This window comes from Candidatus Poriferisocius sp. (assembly GCF_965214065.1).
Lineage (GTDB): Bacteria > Actinomycetota > Acidimicrobiia > Acidimicrobiales > Bin134 > Poriferisocius.
Window position 1 is genome coordinate 1,114,684 of the sequence record NZ_CBDCAT010000028.1, and the last position, 15,403, is coordinate 1,130,086.

Consider the following 15,403-nt stretch of genomic DNA (forward strand, 5'->3'; position numbering starts at 1 on the left):
TGTTTGCCGCCACACTCGTTCACCGGGGTGTCTGGCATCTCAGTAGGCAGCTACTATGTTCCTCATCGCGGACTGGATTTCCGAGGCACACGACGAGATTTCGGGGCCGGGGTGAGCGGCGCCCTGTCTTTGGCGGTTGCGAACCGTATTGCCGACGCCGCGCTGGCCGCTGCGGCCGAGCGCGGCTTCCCACCGATGACGGTTGTAGTGCTCGACGCGGGCGGGCACATACTGGTGGTCAAGCGCGATGAGCGGTCTGGCATCGGCCGGTTTGAGATCGCCATGGGCAAGGCCCACGGCTGTCTCGCCATGGGCTTCGGCGGCCGCGAGCTAGCCCGGCGAGCTGATGCCGTGCCGAAGTTCTTCACCTCCCTTGCTCCGCTTCTGCCCCACGGGATTGTGCCGGTCGCCGGCGGGGTGCTCATCCGCGAAGATGAAGGGACTCTCCTCGGGTCCATAGGCATCAGCGGAGGAACGTCCGACGAAGACGACATCTGTGCCATCGTCGGGATCACCTCGGTGGATCTTGTCGCTGACACGGGAGATGCGAAATGATCGGACGGCACGGCGGTGGTGCCGTCCTCTTCGAGAACGTGCAGATCTCCGACGGCACCGGGGCTGCTCTATTCCCGCATCCACGAGGCTAAGGACTTCGGCATAGACCGTGAGACCGCAGAGCGGATGGGTGCGGTCTCTGGTCTCGAGTCCATGGAGCGGATCTACCCCGAGATGAAGCGCCGCGGCATCCGCGTCGTCCCTGGGGGCGACTACGGCTTCCCGTACAACCCTGTCGGACGCAACGAGCGCGATCTCCAACTCTTCGTCGATCTCTTCGGTTACACGCCGGTCGAAGTGCTGGTGGCTGCAACGAAGACCGCCGGCGAGATGGTCGGTTTCGATGTCGGCACCATAGAGGAGCTCCGACTGGCCGACCTGCTGCTCATTGATGGGGACCCGACTGTCGATATCTCAATCCTTCAGGACAGCTCCCGAATGGTCGCCGTGATGCAAGACGGGTCATTCCACGGGCCGCCCCCCCTGGCAGTCCTTCGCATTAAACAGCCAAGACCACGGCCAATAGCTCAAGTTGGCTTGCGGCCGAGGCCGATTTGGCGGGCGATGATGTTGCGCTGGATCTCGCTGGAGCCGGCGCCGATGGTGCCGAGGCGGGCGTTGCGCCAGTGGAGCTGCATGTTGGAGTCGAGGGTGTAGCCGTAGCCGCCCATCGCCTGCATTCCGGTGTAGCTAGCTCGCATCATGGCCTCGCTGATCCACAGTTTGGCCATCGACACCTCCAGGGCGCACTGCTCACCCGCGGCGATGCGCCGGGCCAGGTCCCAGGTGAGGGTGCGGGCGATATTCACGTCCACGGCCACGTCGGCCAGCATGTGCTGGATGGCCTGGAAGCGGCCAATAGCCTGGCCGAACTGCTCCCGGGTATTGGCGTAATCGACGGCCTCCTCCAAGATGGCCTCCATCGGCCCGAGGTTGATGGGCAGCGAGGAGAACCGCTCCCGCTCCAGGTTGGCCTGGAGGTTGCGGTGCCCTTGGCCCTCGATGCCCAAGATGTTGGCGACCGGGATTCGGACGTCGGTATAGGTGACCATGTTGGTGCCGCTGGCCCGCTCGCCGATGGTCTCGATAGGGGTGATCTCGATGCCGGGGCTGGACAGGTCCACCACGAAGAACGTGATGCCGTCTTGTTTCTTCGGCTCATCGGATGTTCGGGTGGCCAGCAGCACGTAGTCGGCGTGGCGGGCGAAGGAGTTCCACATCTTGGTGCCGTTCACCACGAACTCGTCGCCGTCGCGCACCGCCCGGCATTTCAGGTTAAAGGCGTCGGAGCCGGCGTCGGGCTCGCTGAGTGAGAAGCAGAATTTGTGCTGCCCGCTGGCGATGCCGGGCAAAAGGCGCTGGCGCTGCTCCTCGGTGCCGTAGATCTGCAATCCCCCCGACGCGTGGATGGCCGACCGGTAGACCATGATGGCGAACGACATCATGGCCCGGCTGAGCTCGTGCAAGACGATGGCCACCTCCACGATGCCGCCCCCCTGGCCGCCGTATTGCTCGGGGATGCCCACCCCCATGAACCCGGCGTCGGCGAACCGCTGGTAGGTGTCCAGCGGGGGCTCGCCCTTGATGTCCCACTCCCGGGCGAACCCGTCGGGCATCTCTTTGGCGGCAAACGCCCGCACCGATTCCCGCAACATCTCCTGTTCGGGGGTGAAATCCATGGGCGCCTCCTGTGCGGGTGATGCTCGCTCAGCTGCGGCGGCTGCCGATGAGCACGTCGACGGCGGTGACCCCAGAAGTATGCACGATGAGCGGGTTGATCTCGGCCTCCGTGTGGTCGCGGGCCGCGATGTGCCCCAGTCGGATGAGCACCTCGGCGGCGGCTTGTCGGTCGCGGCCCGGCTCGCCCCGGTAGCCATCAAGCAGCGCGCCTGCCTTGGTGGCGTCCAAAAGGGCGTGGGCATCGGCCAAGCCCAGCGGGGCCGGGGCGATGGCCACGTCGTCGACCAACTCGGTGAACATGCCACCGAGTCCGGCCACCACGCAGGGACCGGCCTCGGGGTCGACCTTGGTGCCGACAATCAGCTCCACGCCGGGATCGGCCATGGACTGGACGACCACCGCGGTGTCGGCCAAGCCCAACTCCTTGCCGCGAGCCTCCAGTCGGGCGGCGGCATCGGCTATGTCTTCGGGGGCCACGTTGAGCTCCACCAGCCCCAGATCGGTCTTGTGGTCCAAGCCTTCACCCAGCAGCTTGACCGCGGCGGGCTGGTCATCGGAGTACTCGGCCGGCGCGCAAGTGGGAGCCGATATGTCGGCGAGCAGGTCTTCGAGGGATTCCTCCGGCCAGGTCCGCGGCCCTTCCGCCGAAGGAGGCTGTGGCATCCGTTTCTGCCAGGCAGCCAGACAGCGAAACAGGAGGTCGGCTGAGCCGAACACCGGAATGGAGGCCTCGAGCAGCTTCGGGTAGTCCACCGCAGGCCATCCGGGCGCGCTGAACACCGCGATCGGCGTGCCCTGCTCGGTCTGAGCCAGCAGGGCGTCGACTTGGCTGTTTATGGACCGATCGGGACCGATCAGCATTCCGTGGACCAGCACGTCTAGCCCGGGTTCGTTGCCCATGGCCTCAAGTGCCGCAGGCATCAGATCGAAGTCGACCACCGACTGTCCGGTGAGGTCCAGAGGATTGCGAGGTTCGCCCAGCGTCATGCGCTCGGCCAGCGCCGAGTGGGTCGCGCCACCCAAGGGAGGCACCTCGAAGCCGTTGTGTCGGGCTGAGTCGGCCAGGATCCCCGCCACCGCCCCCGATGACGAAAGCACCCCGACCCGCTTGCCCCACTGACCTTGGGCCATGGGCAAAGCGGCCAATTCGGCCAGGTCGTGGGCCGTCAAGATGCCGTGCTGACGGCAGCGGGCGGCAAAGGCGTCGTAGTCGCCCACCAATGCCCCGATGTGGCCGCGGACCGCATCAGCCCCTTCGGGAGATCGGCCACCCTTGAGCACGATCACCGGCTTTCCCGCACGGGTGGCCTCATCAGCGGCGTCAAAGAACCGATCGGCGTCGTCCAAGCCTTCGACATACGCCACGATCTGCTCGGTGCGGTCGTCTCCGGCCAAGAACCGGACGTAGTCGCTCACCTTCAGGTCGATACCGTTTCCAACCGCGAAGCCCACAGTGAGGCCGAGGCCGTTTCCCCGCAGGTGCTCCACCAGAGACGAAACCAAAGCACCGCTTTGCGACACCACGCCGAGGGTGCCGACGGGCAGTTCGTCGGCCATGGCGTAAGGCGGGAACCCCGCGGGGATCCGGTCGACGCAATTGATGATGCCATTGGTGTTGGGTCCGCATACCGCCATCGAGGTGTCGGCCAAGAACGCCTGGAGCTCAAGGTCGAGCGGCGAACCTGCCCGGTCGCCCTCGCCGAACCCCCCGCTGAACACTATGGCCGCTTTAGAGCCGATGGCCTCGGCTTGGCGCAACACGTCGATGGCCGCGGCGGCCGGGACCAGCACCAGCACCAATTCAGGGGGTTCGGGCAGCGATCCGAGATCGGGGTAACAGGGCCTATCCGCCAGCGTTTCGTAGCGGGGGTTGACCAGGTAGAGATCGGCCGAGACGTTGTGTTTGAGCAGATTGCTCAGCGCCCACGACCCCAGCTTGTTGCCCCCCGGAGGGGTGGCTCCCACCACCGCGATGGACCGGGGCCGCACCAGTGGGGTGAGATCCTTGGCCGACGGGCTCATCCGGTGATGGTCAGGCCGGCTTGGCCGGTGCGGACCACCATGAACTCCATGCCCTCTGGGCCCGCGGTGAAGCCGTATTCCAAGTTGGCGGCCAATAGCAGGGTGTCGGGCGGCTCTACCACCACGCCGCTTTCTAGGGTGGCGCTACCGGCCAACACCACCATCAGCTCGTCCCGGTCGTGGCTGTGGGGCGGTACCACATAGCCGGGAGCCAACCGGATGGCGTGGGCGAAAAACGACCCCCGGTGCAGCCATGCCTTCATCAGCTCGGTGTCGTCGGGGTTGGGGTTCTCCCCGGGCTGGAACCACTCCACATCTCGATATCGGGTGAGGGCCATGGAGAATTCCTAGCATGGCGCTGATGCATGTGGTTGTGGCCGGGGCCGGTGGGATTGGCGGCGCCATTGCCGGGGAGGTGGCCCTCGGCGGCGGGGAAGTCAGCGTGATCGACGCCTGGGCCGACCATGTCGAGGCCATCCGGGCCGATGGCCTGCGCCTGGTAGGCCCGAGTCCGGCTGGGGAGCGGACGGTGAGGCTTCCCGCATGGCACATAGATGATTGGCGGCGGCTGGCGCCGATAGACCTACTGGTTATCGCGGCCAAGGCATTCGACAACCGATGGCTGGCCCCGCTGTTGGCGGCACAGTTGGCCGACGGCGCCACGGTGATTTCGGCCCAGAACGGGGTCAACGAGCCATTGCTGGCCGAGTTGCTCGGTCCGGAGCAGGTGGTCGGATCGGTGGTGCTATTTCCCGCCGAAGCTGTCGGACCCGGTCAGGTAAGGCTCGACGGGCATCCCATCCTTCAGATCGGCGAGCTTGACGGAAGTCGCTCTGATCGCCTAGAGCAGGTGTCGTCGACACTGAGCCTGGGTATTGACGTTGCGGAAAGCGACAATATCTGGGGGGCCATTTGGTCGAAGCTGGTGATGAACTGCATGAGCAATCCGGTCAACGCGGTGTTAGGAGGCCGAGCTCGGGATTGCCGGGAGCAACCCGGGCCTCGCAGGGTGAGCCTGGCCTGCGGGTCAGAAGCGGTGGCAGTCGGGCGGGCCCTGGGCCACCAGATCGAACCGGTCAGCTGTATCGATTCCGGGCGCATCTTGGTAGAAGGTGCGGGAGGGTCGGGGGCAGATGAGCTGGCCGCCGATTGGCAAGCCACCGCGGCTGGATTGGGCGAAGTCAAGGGTTCAATGCCCACCGACATCGAGCGAGGCCGCAGGACCGAGATCGACTCGTTCAGCGGGTTCGTCACCCAGGAGGGCTTGCGCTTGGGCATCCCCACCCCGGTCAACGACGCTGTCTACAAGATGGTGAGTGAGATCGAATCCGGTGCCAGAGCCACCGGCCCCCAGAATCTGGACGAGCTGCTGAAAGCGCTGGGCTAACGGCCCTGCCATCGGGGAGGGCGTTTTTCGGCGAACGCCCGAGGGCCCTCCTGGGCATCGTTGCTGGCATAGACCGGCTTGTATATCCCGTCGGCCACTGCGGCCGCTTCGGACGGCGACAGCCCAGCGGTAGCTCGGACCATGGCTTTACCGGCGCGCACGGTGAGCGGTGCGTTGGCGGAGATTGCCGCGGCGAGTTCGGCAGTTGCCGACCTCAGTTGAGCCGCGGGCACCACCCGGTTCACCAAGCCGAGCTCGTAAGCCCGCAGGGCGCTGATGGGTTCGGCGGTGCACAGCAGCTCAATGGCCGCCCTAGGCGAAATCAGCCAGCCCAATTGGTTTGCCCACGGCGAGCCCCGGCCCACCTTGGCCTCGAGGATGCCGAAGCGGGCGTGATCGGCGGCCACGCACAGATCGCACTGCATGACCAGGTTGAAACCGCCGGCGTAGGCCACGCCGTTCACCGCGGCGATGACCGGCTTGGAGACCTCTCCGTTGGCCAGGCGGCCGGCGAGGAGGTGAGAGGGCAACTCCCGCTCGGCTCGGGCGGCCATCTCCTTGAGGTCGGCCCCGGCCGAGAAGGCGACTTCGCCCGCGCCGGTCAGCACGGCCACTGCGATGCCGTCGTCGGACTCCACCCGGTCCCAGGCGTCAGACAAGCCTTCTGACACCGCCTGGTTGATGGCGTTACGGGCCTCGGGGCGGTTGATCGTCACCCAGGCCACCCCGTCTGCCACCTCGAACAAGACGGAATCGCCCTTCGGCTGGTCAGCCATCACACACCCCTAGGGCCAAGTAGTGGTCTTCGGCGTCATCCAAAAGCTCCAGCGTCCAGCCTCCCTCGGCTAAAAGAGGCCCGATTCGGTGGGGGTCGATGTTCATGTCATGGGCGTGAGCGCCCCGTTCTTGATGGCGAGCGGCCAGGGCGAGGCGGCCTATGGGGTGGAACACGGCCAACCGTGCTCCGGGCTGAGCGACCCGGGCCATCTCCCGCAGCGTGCCCACCGGATCGGGTAGGTGGGGAAGCAGCCCGGCGGCCAAGATCCCGGCTACGCAGTTGTCGCGCACCGGCAGCCGGCCCACATCTCCCAACGCGCAAACCGATATGTTCTGCCGCCCCAAACGGGATGCTTCGTGGAGCATGGCCGGAGTGGCGTCGATGCCGAGTACCGCGCCCTCGGATCCCACCGCGTCCCGTATAGGAGCCAGCGCCCGACCTGATCCGCAGCCGGCATCGACGGCCGCATCGCCGGGAGAAAGCCCCAGCTGGTCGACGGCCCACTTGAACGAGACGTCGTCGTCGGGGTGGCGGTCCTCCCAGCCAGACGCCCGGGGTGTGAAGAACTCCCGGGTCTGCGCCAAATCCCTCGACAAGCTCACTTGCTTAGACCGTACCCGGCAGTTGGCGGGCTGATGCGACGAGGGCCGACAGCTCCGCTTCGGTGGCCGGGCCGGCCAACGAAGCGCACACCGTGCCGGTGCTATCGGCCAGCACTGCCAAGGGAACGGCGTCGATCGCATAGCGGCGGTGCAGTTCGCTGTGCCGGCGATGCTCCACCTCCTGTACCGCCAGCGTTTCGTCGGCCAAACCCTCGGCAGCTTCGAGCACCGCGGCGCAGGTTGAGCAGGTCTTGGAAGTGAACACGGCCAATAGCCAGTCGGCATTGGGCTGGGCAAAATCCCAGCGTTCCAGTCGGGCGGGCACTGAGTACGTGGGTGCAGTCGGGTTCGAGGGGCGGAAGCGACGAAAGATCCAGGCCACTGCCAGCGCACCGGCGATGACCCCCAGGGCGATCAGAGTGCGGGCCACGACTCCGGGGCGTCAGGCTCATCAATGTCAGCCGCCGAAGCAACGGTGGTCGCAGCCGAACCCCGCGTCCCCCCTGTGTTTCGAGAGCTCAGAGCAGAGCCGATGACGTCTCGGGGATCTCCAATGGGATCCTCGGCGCCCAGTTCCACCAGCCGAGTGACTTCTTCACCCGAGATCGTCTCGTGCTCCAATAAGGCCCGTGCCACCAGGTCCAGGCCGTTGCGGTGTTTGGAAAGGACCTCCCGGCACCGGTTCTCCTGGGTCCGCAAAATCTCAGCCACTTCTTCGTCGATGACCCGAGCGGTTTCGTCGCTGTACTCCCGGCTGGTCATCATGTCATCGCCCAAGAACACCTGTCCCGAGCTTCGCCAGGCCATCGGCCCAATGCGGTCGCTCATGCCCCATTCGCGCACCATGCGCCGAGCGAATTCGGTGGATCCGGCCAAGTCGTCGGCCGCGCCGCTGGAAGATACGCCAAACACCAGTTCCTCGGCGATGCGCCCGCCCATGCGCATGACCAGCATGTCGTCGAGATAGTTGCGCCGCAGGGTGTGACGGTCTTCTTCGGGAAGAGTCATGGTCACTCCCAGGGCCATCCCCCGGGGAATGATGGTCACCTTGTGCAGTGGGTCGGCGTGGGGCAGCACTGCGGCGCACACCGCATGGCCGGCCTCGTGATAGGCGGTGATCTGCCGTTCCTCCTCGGACATGACCATCGACTCCCGGCGCTGGCCCATCAGCACTCGGTCGCGAGCGTTCTCGAAGTGGGCCATGCGGATCTGATCGGAATCACCCCGCACCGCGAAGAGGGCGGCCTCGTTTACCAAGTTGGCGAGGTCGGCACCGCTCATGCCCGGAGATCCTCGGGCGATCAACGGGAGGTCCACGTCGGCAGAGATCTTCTTGGACCGGACGTGGACGTTGAGGATTTGCAGCCGGTCGTCGGCTTCTGGCAGCGGGACCACTACTTGGCGGTCAAACCGCCCGGGCCGCAGCAGAGCGGGGTCCAAGATATCGGGCCGGTTGGTGGCCGCCATCATGACGATGCCCTCAGTAGCCTCAAAGCCGTCCATCTCGGACAGCATCTGGTTGAGTGTCTGCTCGCGTTCGTCGTGGCCGCCGCCGAGGCCGGCACCCCGCTTACGGCCGATGGAATCGATCTCGTCGATAAATATGATGGCCCGGCCCATCTTGCGGGCCGACTGGAATAGGTCTCGCACTCGGCTCGCCCCCACCCCGACGAACATCTCCATGAAGTCCGACCCGGTTACCGACAAGAAGGGCACCCCGGCCTCGCCGGCCACCGCCCGGGCGATAAGCGTCTTGCCAGTGCCCGGTGGCCCCACAAGCAGTACGCCTTTCGGGATGCGGGCCCCAATCTGAGCGAATTTGTCGGGGTGTTTGAGGAAGTCGACGACCTCGACAATTTCCTTTTTGACCCCCTCGTAGCCAGCCACATCTTCGAAAGTGGTTCCGGGGCGCTCGGTGGTGTAGGTCTTGGCCTTGGACCGGCCAATGGACATGATCCCGCTCATCTGGCCCTGGGCCCGGCGCTGGAACCACCAGAAGATCAAAAAGATCAGCCCAACCGGGATGAGCAGCGGCAGGATGCTGGCCCAGATGCTGCTTTGGGGGGTGTGGAACTCGAATGTCAGGATACTCCGCCGAAGGTTCGCCTCGACCTGTTCGCTCAGCGGGACCGGCCCGGTGGTGTGGAATTTGGAGCCGTCTACCGTTGTGCCCTTGATCTCACCGGTGTTGTTGTTGTACTCCGCCTCTTCGATTTCGCTGGATTCAGCAGAGTCGACGAAGGCCTTGAAGGAAATCTCCTCGCCTTTGTCCTCGCTGCGGAACACGTTGGAGAACAGCAGAGCAGCCAAGAGTCCGAGCACGATGAACCACACCCAGCGCGGCATGCGGCTCTGTGGAGCCTGCTGACCCGGCCCGCGCTCGGGTTCGCGCTGCTCAGGTGGCGGGGGAGGCGGTGGCGGCGGTGAGGCCATTGGATAATTCTACGAGTGGCCAGCGACAAATTCACCATTACGCTGCCACCTGGTGGCAGCAACTGAGCGGACAAGAGCACGGGAGATCCGCTGGGGTTTGCCCGATGTGTTCATCGGTGTGGTTTTTTCGTGGCTGGCCGCGGTGGTGGTTTTCTTCGTTGTTTTGGCCGCGGTCGGGCTAGATACCGGGGGCGAGACCGGCACCGGCTCCTATATGGGTCGCTACGGGCTGAGCGATGTCATAAGCGAAGAACGCAGCGATCCCGCGCTTCCCCTTTGGACCCTGCCAGTGGGGCAGCTTGGGCTGTGGGTTGGTTTTGCCCTGACCACACTGATAGCTGGCACACTGCGGGGAAGCGGAGTGCGGCGCGACTTCGGCTTGTCGATGAAGGCGTCGGATGCGCCCGTTGGGCTGTTTGTCGGCGTGTTTGCCCAGATCGCGGTGGTTTGGCTCATCTATGCGCCGTTCCAGCAGTTCTTCGACTTCGACGTGAGCGAGGCCGCACGGCAGATCACCGACCGAGCCGCAACCAGAAGCGACATCGCCTTCGTGATGCTGGGGGTGGTGGTGGGGGCTCCCATCTTTGAAGAGCTCTTCTTCCGCGGTCTGGTGTTGCGGGCGTTCGAGCGGAAATGGGGGGCGACCTTAGGGGTGCTGGCCTCCTCGGCACTGTTCGGCGTAGTGCACCTCCAACTTCTCCAGCTTCCGGCGCTGATGGCCTTTGGAATCATCGCCGCTTTGCTGGTGAAGCGATACAAGCGGCTGGGACCGGCCATCTGGGCCCATGTGGGCTTCAATCTGATCGCGGTAATCAACCTGATCTGGCTGGCCTGAGGGGCACCGCGGAGTTCTTTGTGTTTACGTTGAGGGCGTGAGCGAGTCGGGCGTGCTGCGCGGGACGGTGCAGCCCTATGCGTGGGGGTCGCGGGAGGCACTGCCTCGGATCATGGGCATGCCGCCCACCGGTGAGCCCCAAGCCGAGCTGTGGCTGGGTGGCCACCCCCGGGGACCGTCGATGTTGCGCCGCGGCGGCGAGGATTATCCGCTCGACGAGGTGATAGCCAGCGACCCGGTGGGCGAACTGGGGGGAGAAACAGCTCGGTCGTTCGGCGGCGAATTGCCCTTTCTGCTCAAGATCTTGGCCGTAGACCAGCCGCTTTCGCTCCAGGCCCACCCCACCCGCCAGCAGGCCCAAAAGGGTTTCGCCGCTGAAAATGGGAGAGGCATCCCTGTCGATGCCGATCATCGGTCGTATCGCGACCGCAACCACAAACCTGAACTGGTCTGCGCGCTGGAACCATTCACCGCATTTTGCGGTTTCCGCCCGCCGAACACTGCGGCAGACCTGCTCGAATCGCTCAGGGTCCCCGATCTGGCCCCAGTAGTGGGCTTCCTGCGGGAGGCCAAGGCCGACCAGGCGTTTCGGTGGCTGCTGGAGCAACCCGCGTCGACAGGCCCGGAAATCGCCCACAAGGTGGCGGAAGCCTGCGCCAAGCCTGGCTCGTTTTCTGCTGAGCGGCGGTGGGCGGTGCGAATCGGGCAGCAGCATCCCGGTGATATCGGCGTGGCCATCGCTTTGATGCTGAACCTGGTGGAGCTCAGTCCGGGGCAGGCCCTTTATCTGGGGGCAGGCAATCTCCACGTCTACTTGCAGGGGGTGGCGGTGGAGATCATGGCCAACAGCGACAACGTGCTGAGAGGCGGGCTCACCTCCAAGCACGTTGATGTTCCCGCCCTTTTAGAGGTGGTGGATTGCCGTGTTCATGAAGTACCGGTGACAACCCCTGATGGTCCGTTGTTCACATTTCGTCCCCCAGTGCCCGATTTCTGCCTCACCCGCATTCACGTGGACGAAGAAGTCCGCTGTCATCCCATAGGCCCGGAGATCGTGCTGTGCGCATCCGGCCGGGTTAGCGCGGCCGGCCGTGAGATCACCGGCGGTGGGGCGGTGTGGCTGCCAGCGGGGACTGGTGCGTACGCCATCTCTGGCACTGGGCTGGTGTTTCGAGCCCGGACCAACCACCTGGAATAGGGCAGCAGGGGCGGCCCATCGGTAAGACTGTGACCATGGCGCTGGACCCCCGACTACTTGAGATTTTGGCCTGCCCCGACGACAAGGGGCCGCTTCTGTATTTCCCCGACGAAGACGCGCTCTACAACCCCCGCCTGCGCCGCCGCTATCTGGTGGAAGACGACATCCCCAATATGCTCATCGACGAGGCTGCCACCGTGGAAGATGCTGAGCACGAGCGACTGATGGCCAGGGCTGAGTCTGAGTCCATTCCCTTCACGTTTACGCCGTGAGCAACACGACACCCATCCAAGGTCGGGCCTGCTGATGAGCGAACGGGTAGACACGCTGGGGATGTGGCCAGCGGTCAATCGGCTGCCCGAGCAGATGCTGGACGCGCTGGATAGGACGAAGGACATGCGCGGACTGCCCAAACGCTCGGAGATCACCAATGTGCTCGTGCTGGGAATGGGACCGGGCGGGTTTGCCGGCGACCTGCTGTCGGTGACCGCCGGGCCGTTCATGCCCCTTCCCATCGTTGTCGTCAAGAGCTATCAGCCTCCTTCGTACGTGGACGAGCAGACCCTGGTGTTCGCCCTCTCCGCCAGCGGCGACACACCGGAGATCGTCCAAGCCGCGGCCCAGGCTGCCGAAGCCGGAGGCCGAGTGGTGGCGGTGACCGGCGGTGGTCAACTAGCCCAAATGGCCACCGGTTGGGGTGCCCCTCTGGTCGAAGTGGATCCCATGCTGTACCCGCCAAGGTCCGGGCTGAGCGTTCTCACCGTGGCCCCCATGATCATCCTCGAGCAGATGGGCCTATTCCCCGGCGCTTCCCAATGGGTGCGCTTTGCCGTGGAGCAGATTCGCAGCCGCCGGGACACGGCTCGGGCACGGTCCGCATCCCTTGCCCGCCGCCTGGCAGGCACGGTGCCGCTGGTTTACGGCGGAGGAGGGCTCGGCTCGGTGGCCGCCCGACATTGGAAGAACATGATCAACACCAGTGCCAAGGCCCCAGCATTTAGCGCTGGAGTTCCCGATCTGCTGCACAACGAGATCGCCGGTTGGGGCCAGCACGGCGATCTGACCCGGCAGGTGTTCAGCATGGTGGTTTTGCGCCACGATCACGAGCACCCCGAGGTGATGCGGGGCTTCGACATCATGATCGACCTGATGGACGAAGTGGTGGGCGCAGTCCATACCGTGGAGGCGGCTGGAGAGGGTCCGGTGGCCCAGATCTTCGACCTCATGTACCAGGGATCGATTACATCGTTGGAGATGGCCGCAGCGGTGGGCCTCGACCCCGGGCCGGTGCCCGCCGTCGTGGCCGCGCGACAGGCGCTGGCCGGTCGCACCCGATGACGGCTTCGGCGGGGACATTTCATAGATTCAATCGGGAACCCCCGCAAAGAAACCTAGATAGCAAGGGAGGGTCGCGGTGACCCTGGAGCACGATTTTAAAGTGGCCGACTTGGCCTTGGCAGAGGCCGGCCGCAAGGAGATCCGCCTGGCCGAGCACGAGATGCCCGGTCTGATGGCCCTGAGGGCCCGGCACTTCGACGACCAGCCCCTGGCCGGAGCCCGCATCACCGGCTCGCTCCATATGACCGTGCAGACCGCGGTGCTTATCGAGACCCTCACCGCCTTGGGCGCCCAAGTGCGCTGGGCGTCGTGCAACATCTTCTCCACCCAGGATCCCGCTGCAGCCGCGGTGGCCGTTGGCGCCAGCGGCACGCCCGATGACCCCCAAGGGGTTCCGGTCTATGCCTGGAAGGGTGAGACTTTGGAAGAGTACTGGTGGTGTACCGAGAAGGTGCTGCGCTGGCCCGACGGCGGGGGACCCAATCTCATCTTGGACGATGGCGGGGACGCCACCCTGTTGGTCCACATGGGGGCCGACGCTGAGGCAGAGGGCAACGCCGGCGACCCCGATGAGGCCGATTCTGAGGACTTGGCTGAGATCCGCCGTCTGCTGGGGCGCACGCTGGACGAAGAACCCGGGCTGTGGACAGCCATTGCCAAGGGCGTTCGGGGGGTATCGGAGGAGACCACCACCGGCGTCCACCGGCTCTATCGGATGAAGGCCGACGGCACCCTGCGCTTCCCGGCCATCGACGTCAACAACTCGGTGACCAAGCAGAAGTTCGACAATCTCTACGGCTGTCGGCATTCGCTGATCGACGGCATCAACCGTGGAACCGACATGATGATCGGCGGCAAGCTGGCCGTGGTCTGCGGCTACGGCGATGTGGGCAAGGGCTGTGCCCAATCGCTGCGGGGCCAGGGCGCCCGGGTGGTGATCACCGAGGTGGACCCCATCTGCGCGCTGCAAGCGGCCATGGAGGGTTTCGAGGTGCAGCGGCTTGAGGATGTGCTTGAGACGGCCGACGTGTTCGTAACCGCCACCGGCTGCCGTGACGTGATCAGCGCTGAGCACCTGGGGCGGATGAAGCACCAGGCGGTTGTGGGCAACATCGGCCACTTCGACAACGAGATCGATATAGCCGGGCTCAATGCGCTGTCGGATGTGCAAAGGACCAACATCAAGCCCCAGGTGGACGAGTACGTCTTTCCTGACGGTCACTCGGTCATCATCTTGTCGGAGGGGCGCCTGCTGAACTTGGGCAACGCCACCGGTCATCCCAGCTTTGTGATGTCGTGCAGCTTTGCCAATCAGGTGCTGGCCCAGATGGAGTTGCACGCCAACGCCGAAACCTATGGGAACGAAGTGACCACGCTGCCCAAGGAATTGGATGAGATGGTGGCTCGGTTGCACCTCGACGCCCTCGGCGTGCGCCTCACCACCCTGACCCCCGACCAGGCCGACTACATGGGGGTATCGGCCGACGGGCCATTCAAGGCCGACCACTACCGGTACTGAGCCGGCTGGTTCGAGCTATGCCATCGCCGCCGCCTGAGGACTCTCCCATTCCGCCCACCATCGAGTGGATGGGCGATCACATTCGGCTGATCGACCAACGGAGGCTGCCCGAAGAGTTGGTGTTGGTGGAGGTGCACAGTATCGAGAAGCTGTGCGAGCTCATTTCCGAGCTGGCCATCCGGGGCGCGCCTGCACTGGGGGCAGCCGGGGCCATGGGGGTGGCGCTGGCCTGGGTGCAGGGCCGGGGGATGGTTGAAACGGCATCTCTGCTGAAGGCCACCCGTCCCACCGCGGTAAACCTGGCCTGGGGGGTGGATCGGGCACTGGCCGCCGGCGACCCAGTGGCCGAGGCGGTGCAGATCGCGGTGGACGATGTGGCCTTAAACCAAGCGATCGGAGCCCACGGCACCGCGGTGGTGCCCGACGGCGCCCGAGTGCTGACCCATTGCAACTCCGGATCGCTGGCCTGCGTGGGGTGGGGGACCGCGCTGGGCGTCATTCGCTCGGCCCACGTTGCCGGGCGACAGCCGTCGGTCTGGGTCGATGAGACCCGCCCGGTGCTCCAAGGGGCACGGCTCACTGCCTGGGAGCTGCAACAGCTCGGCATCCCCGCCACGCTGGTAGTGGACTCCATGGCCGGATCTCTGATGGCTGCCGGAAAGGTGGATCTGGCCTTAGTGGGCGCCGACCGCATCGCTGCCAACGGGGATGTGGCCAACAAAATCGGCACCTATTCGCTGGCCGTGCTGGCCCGACACCACCACATCCCCTTCTACGTGGCCGCACCCACCTCCACCATCGACCCGGCCACCCCTGCGGGGTCCCACATCGTGGTAGAGCAGCGCTCCGACAGCGAAGTGGTCGAGGTGGGCGGAGTGCGGCTCGCCCCCGAGGGCATGATCGCCCAGAACTGGGCCTTCGACATTACCCCTGCCGAACTGGTCACCGGCTACATCACCGAAGAAGGCATCAGCGGCCGCATTCATTGATGCCGAGTTGGCCTGGTCGTGGTTTGAGCAGCGGGAACATGTCACTGGCCGCCTCTAGGGTGCGGCC

At 65.2% G+C, this 15,403-nt stretch carries 15 protein-coding genes; 8 read left to right on the forward strand and 7 right to left on the reverse strand.

Annotated features, from left to right (window positions below; genetic code table 11):
- The first annotated feature begins 111 nt into the window (after positions 1–111).
- Positions 112–555, forward strand: a complete 444-nt coding sequence (locus ACOOGG_RS16565; RefSeq protein ID WP_420437051.1) for a GlcG/HbpS family heme-binding protein — start codon at positions 112–114, stop codon at positions 553–555.
- Positions 556–1,082: 527 nt separating this feature from the next.
- On the opposite strand, the gene ACOOGG_RS16570 is transcribed toward ACOOGG_RS16565, so the two are convergent.
- From ACOOGG_RS16570 to ACOOGG_RS16580, 3 genes are read right to left on the reverse strand one after another with little or no spacing between them, the layout of a single operon-like run.
- Positions 1,083–2,234 (reverse strand): acyl-CoA dehydrogenase family protein, encoded by a 1,152-nt coding sequence (locus ACOOGG_RS16570; RefSeq protein WP_420437053.1) that lies wholly within the window; start codon positions 2,232–2,234, stop codon positions 1,083–1,085.
- Between the two features lie 28 nt (positions 2,235–2,262).
- Entirely contained in the window at positions 2,263–4,257 is a 1,995-nt protein-coding gene (locus ACOOGG_RS16575; protein WP_420437055.1) for an acetate--CoA ligase family protein, read from the reverse strand.
- Entirely contained in the window at positions 4,254–4,595 is a 342-nt protein-coding gene (locus tag ACOOGG_RS16580; protein ID WP_420437057.1) for a cupin domain-containing protein, read from the reverse strand. The genes ACOOGG_RS16575 and ACOOGG_RS16580 overlap by 4 nt, the downstream gene beginning before the upstream one ends.
- Positions 4,596–4,609: 14 nt before the next feature.
- Between ACOOGG_RS16580 and ACOOGG_RS16585 the strand changes: the two genes are divergently transcribed.
- Positions 4,610–5,644: a ketopantoate reductase family protein gene (locus tag ACOOGG_RS16585; RefSeq protein ID WP_420437059.1), complete on the forward strand. Its 1,035-nt coding sequence runs from the start codon at positions 4,610–4,612 to the stop codon at positions 5,642–5,644.
- Here the strand turns inward: ACOOGG_RS16585 and ACOOGG_RS16590 are convergent.
- From ACOOGG_RS16590 to ftsH, 4 genes are read right to left on the reverse strand one after another with little or no spacing between them, the layout of a single operon-like run.
- Positions 5,641–6,420 (reverse strand): enoyl-CoA hydratase/isomerase family protein, encoded by a 780-nt coding sequence (locus ACOOGG_RS16590; RefSeq protein ID WP_420437061.1) that lies wholly within the window; start codon positions 6,418–6,420, stop codon positions 5,641–5,643. The two genes, ACOOGG_RS16585 and ACOOGG_RS16590, sit on opposite strands and share 4 nt — an antisense overlap.
- The gene (locus ACOOGG_RS16595) at positions 6,413–7,024 is read right to left on the reverse strand and encodes a class I SAM-dependent methyltransferase (RefSeq protein ID WP_420437063.1); all 612 of its coding nucleotides are present in this window, start codon (positions 7,022–7,024) and stop codon (positions 6,413–6,415) included. Before ACOOGG_RS16595 ends, ACOOGG_RS16590 begins: the two co-directional genes overlap by 8 nt.
- 4 nt (positions 7,025–7,028) lie before the next feature.
- Complete coding sequence (locus ACOOGG_RS16600) at positions 7,029–7,454, reverse strand: hypothetical protein (RefSeq protein ID WP_420437065.1); 426 nt, start codon at positions 7,452–7,454, stop codon at positions 7,029–7,031.
- Entirely contained in the window at positions 7,439–9,370 is a 1,932-nt protein-coding gene (gene ftsH, locus ACOOGG_RS16605; RefSeq protein ID WP_420437067.1) for an ATP-dependent zinc metalloprotease FtsH, read from the reverse strand. Before ftsH ends, ACOOGG_RS16600 begins: the two co-directional genes overlap by 16 nt.
- Positions 9,371–9,509: 139 nt before the next feature.
- Between ftsH and ACOOGG_RS16610 the strand changes: the two genes are divergently transcribed.
- From ACOOGG_RS16610 to mtnA, 6 genes are all read left to right on the forward strand, one after another.
- Positions 9,510–10,292, forward strand: a complete 783-nt coding sequence (locus ACOOGG_RS16610; protein WP_420437069.1) for a CPBP family intramembrane glutamic endopeptidase — start codon at positions 9,510–9,512, stop codon at positions 10,290–10,292.
- 37 nt (positions 10,293–10,329) lie between these two features.
- Complete coding sequence (gene manA / locus ACOOGG_RS16615; RefSeq protein ID WP_420437071.1) at positions 10,330–11,490, forward strand: mannose-6-phosphate isomerase, class I; 1,161 nt, start codon at positions 10,330–10,332, stop codon at positions 11,488–11,490.
- A gap of 35 nt (positions 11,491–11,525) precedes the next feature.
- Positions 11,526–11,762 (forward strand): Trm112 family protein, encoded by a 237-nt coding sequence (locus tag ACOOGG_RS16620; protein WP_420437073.1) that lies wholly within the window; start codon positions 11,526–11,528, stop codon positions 11,760–11,762.
- 34 nt (positions 11,763–11,796) lie between these two features.
- Positions 11,797–12,828 (forward strand): SIS domain-containing protein, encoded by a 1,032-nt coding sequence (locus ACOOGG_RS16625; protein ID WP_420437075.1) that lies wholly within the window; start codon positions 11,797–11,799, stop codon positions 12,826–12,828.
- A gap of 82 nt (positions 12,829–12,910) precedes the next feature.
- On the forward strand, positions 12,911–14,347 hold the full coding sequence (gene ahcY / locus ACOOGG_RS16630; RefSeq protein ID WP_420437635.1) for an adenosylhomocysteinase: 1,437 nt from the start codon (positions 12,911–12,913) through the stop codon (positions 14,345–14,347).
- A gap of 68 nt (positions 14,348–14,415) precedes the next feature.
- On the forward strand, positions 14,416–15,336 hold the full coding sequence (mtnA, locus tag ACOOGG_RS16635) for an S-methyl-5-thioribose-1-phosphate isomerase (protein ID WP_420437077.1): 921 nt from the start codon (positions 14,416–14,418) through the stop codon (positions 15,334–15,336).
- The last annotated feature ends 67 nt before the right edge of the window (positions 15,337–15,403 follow it).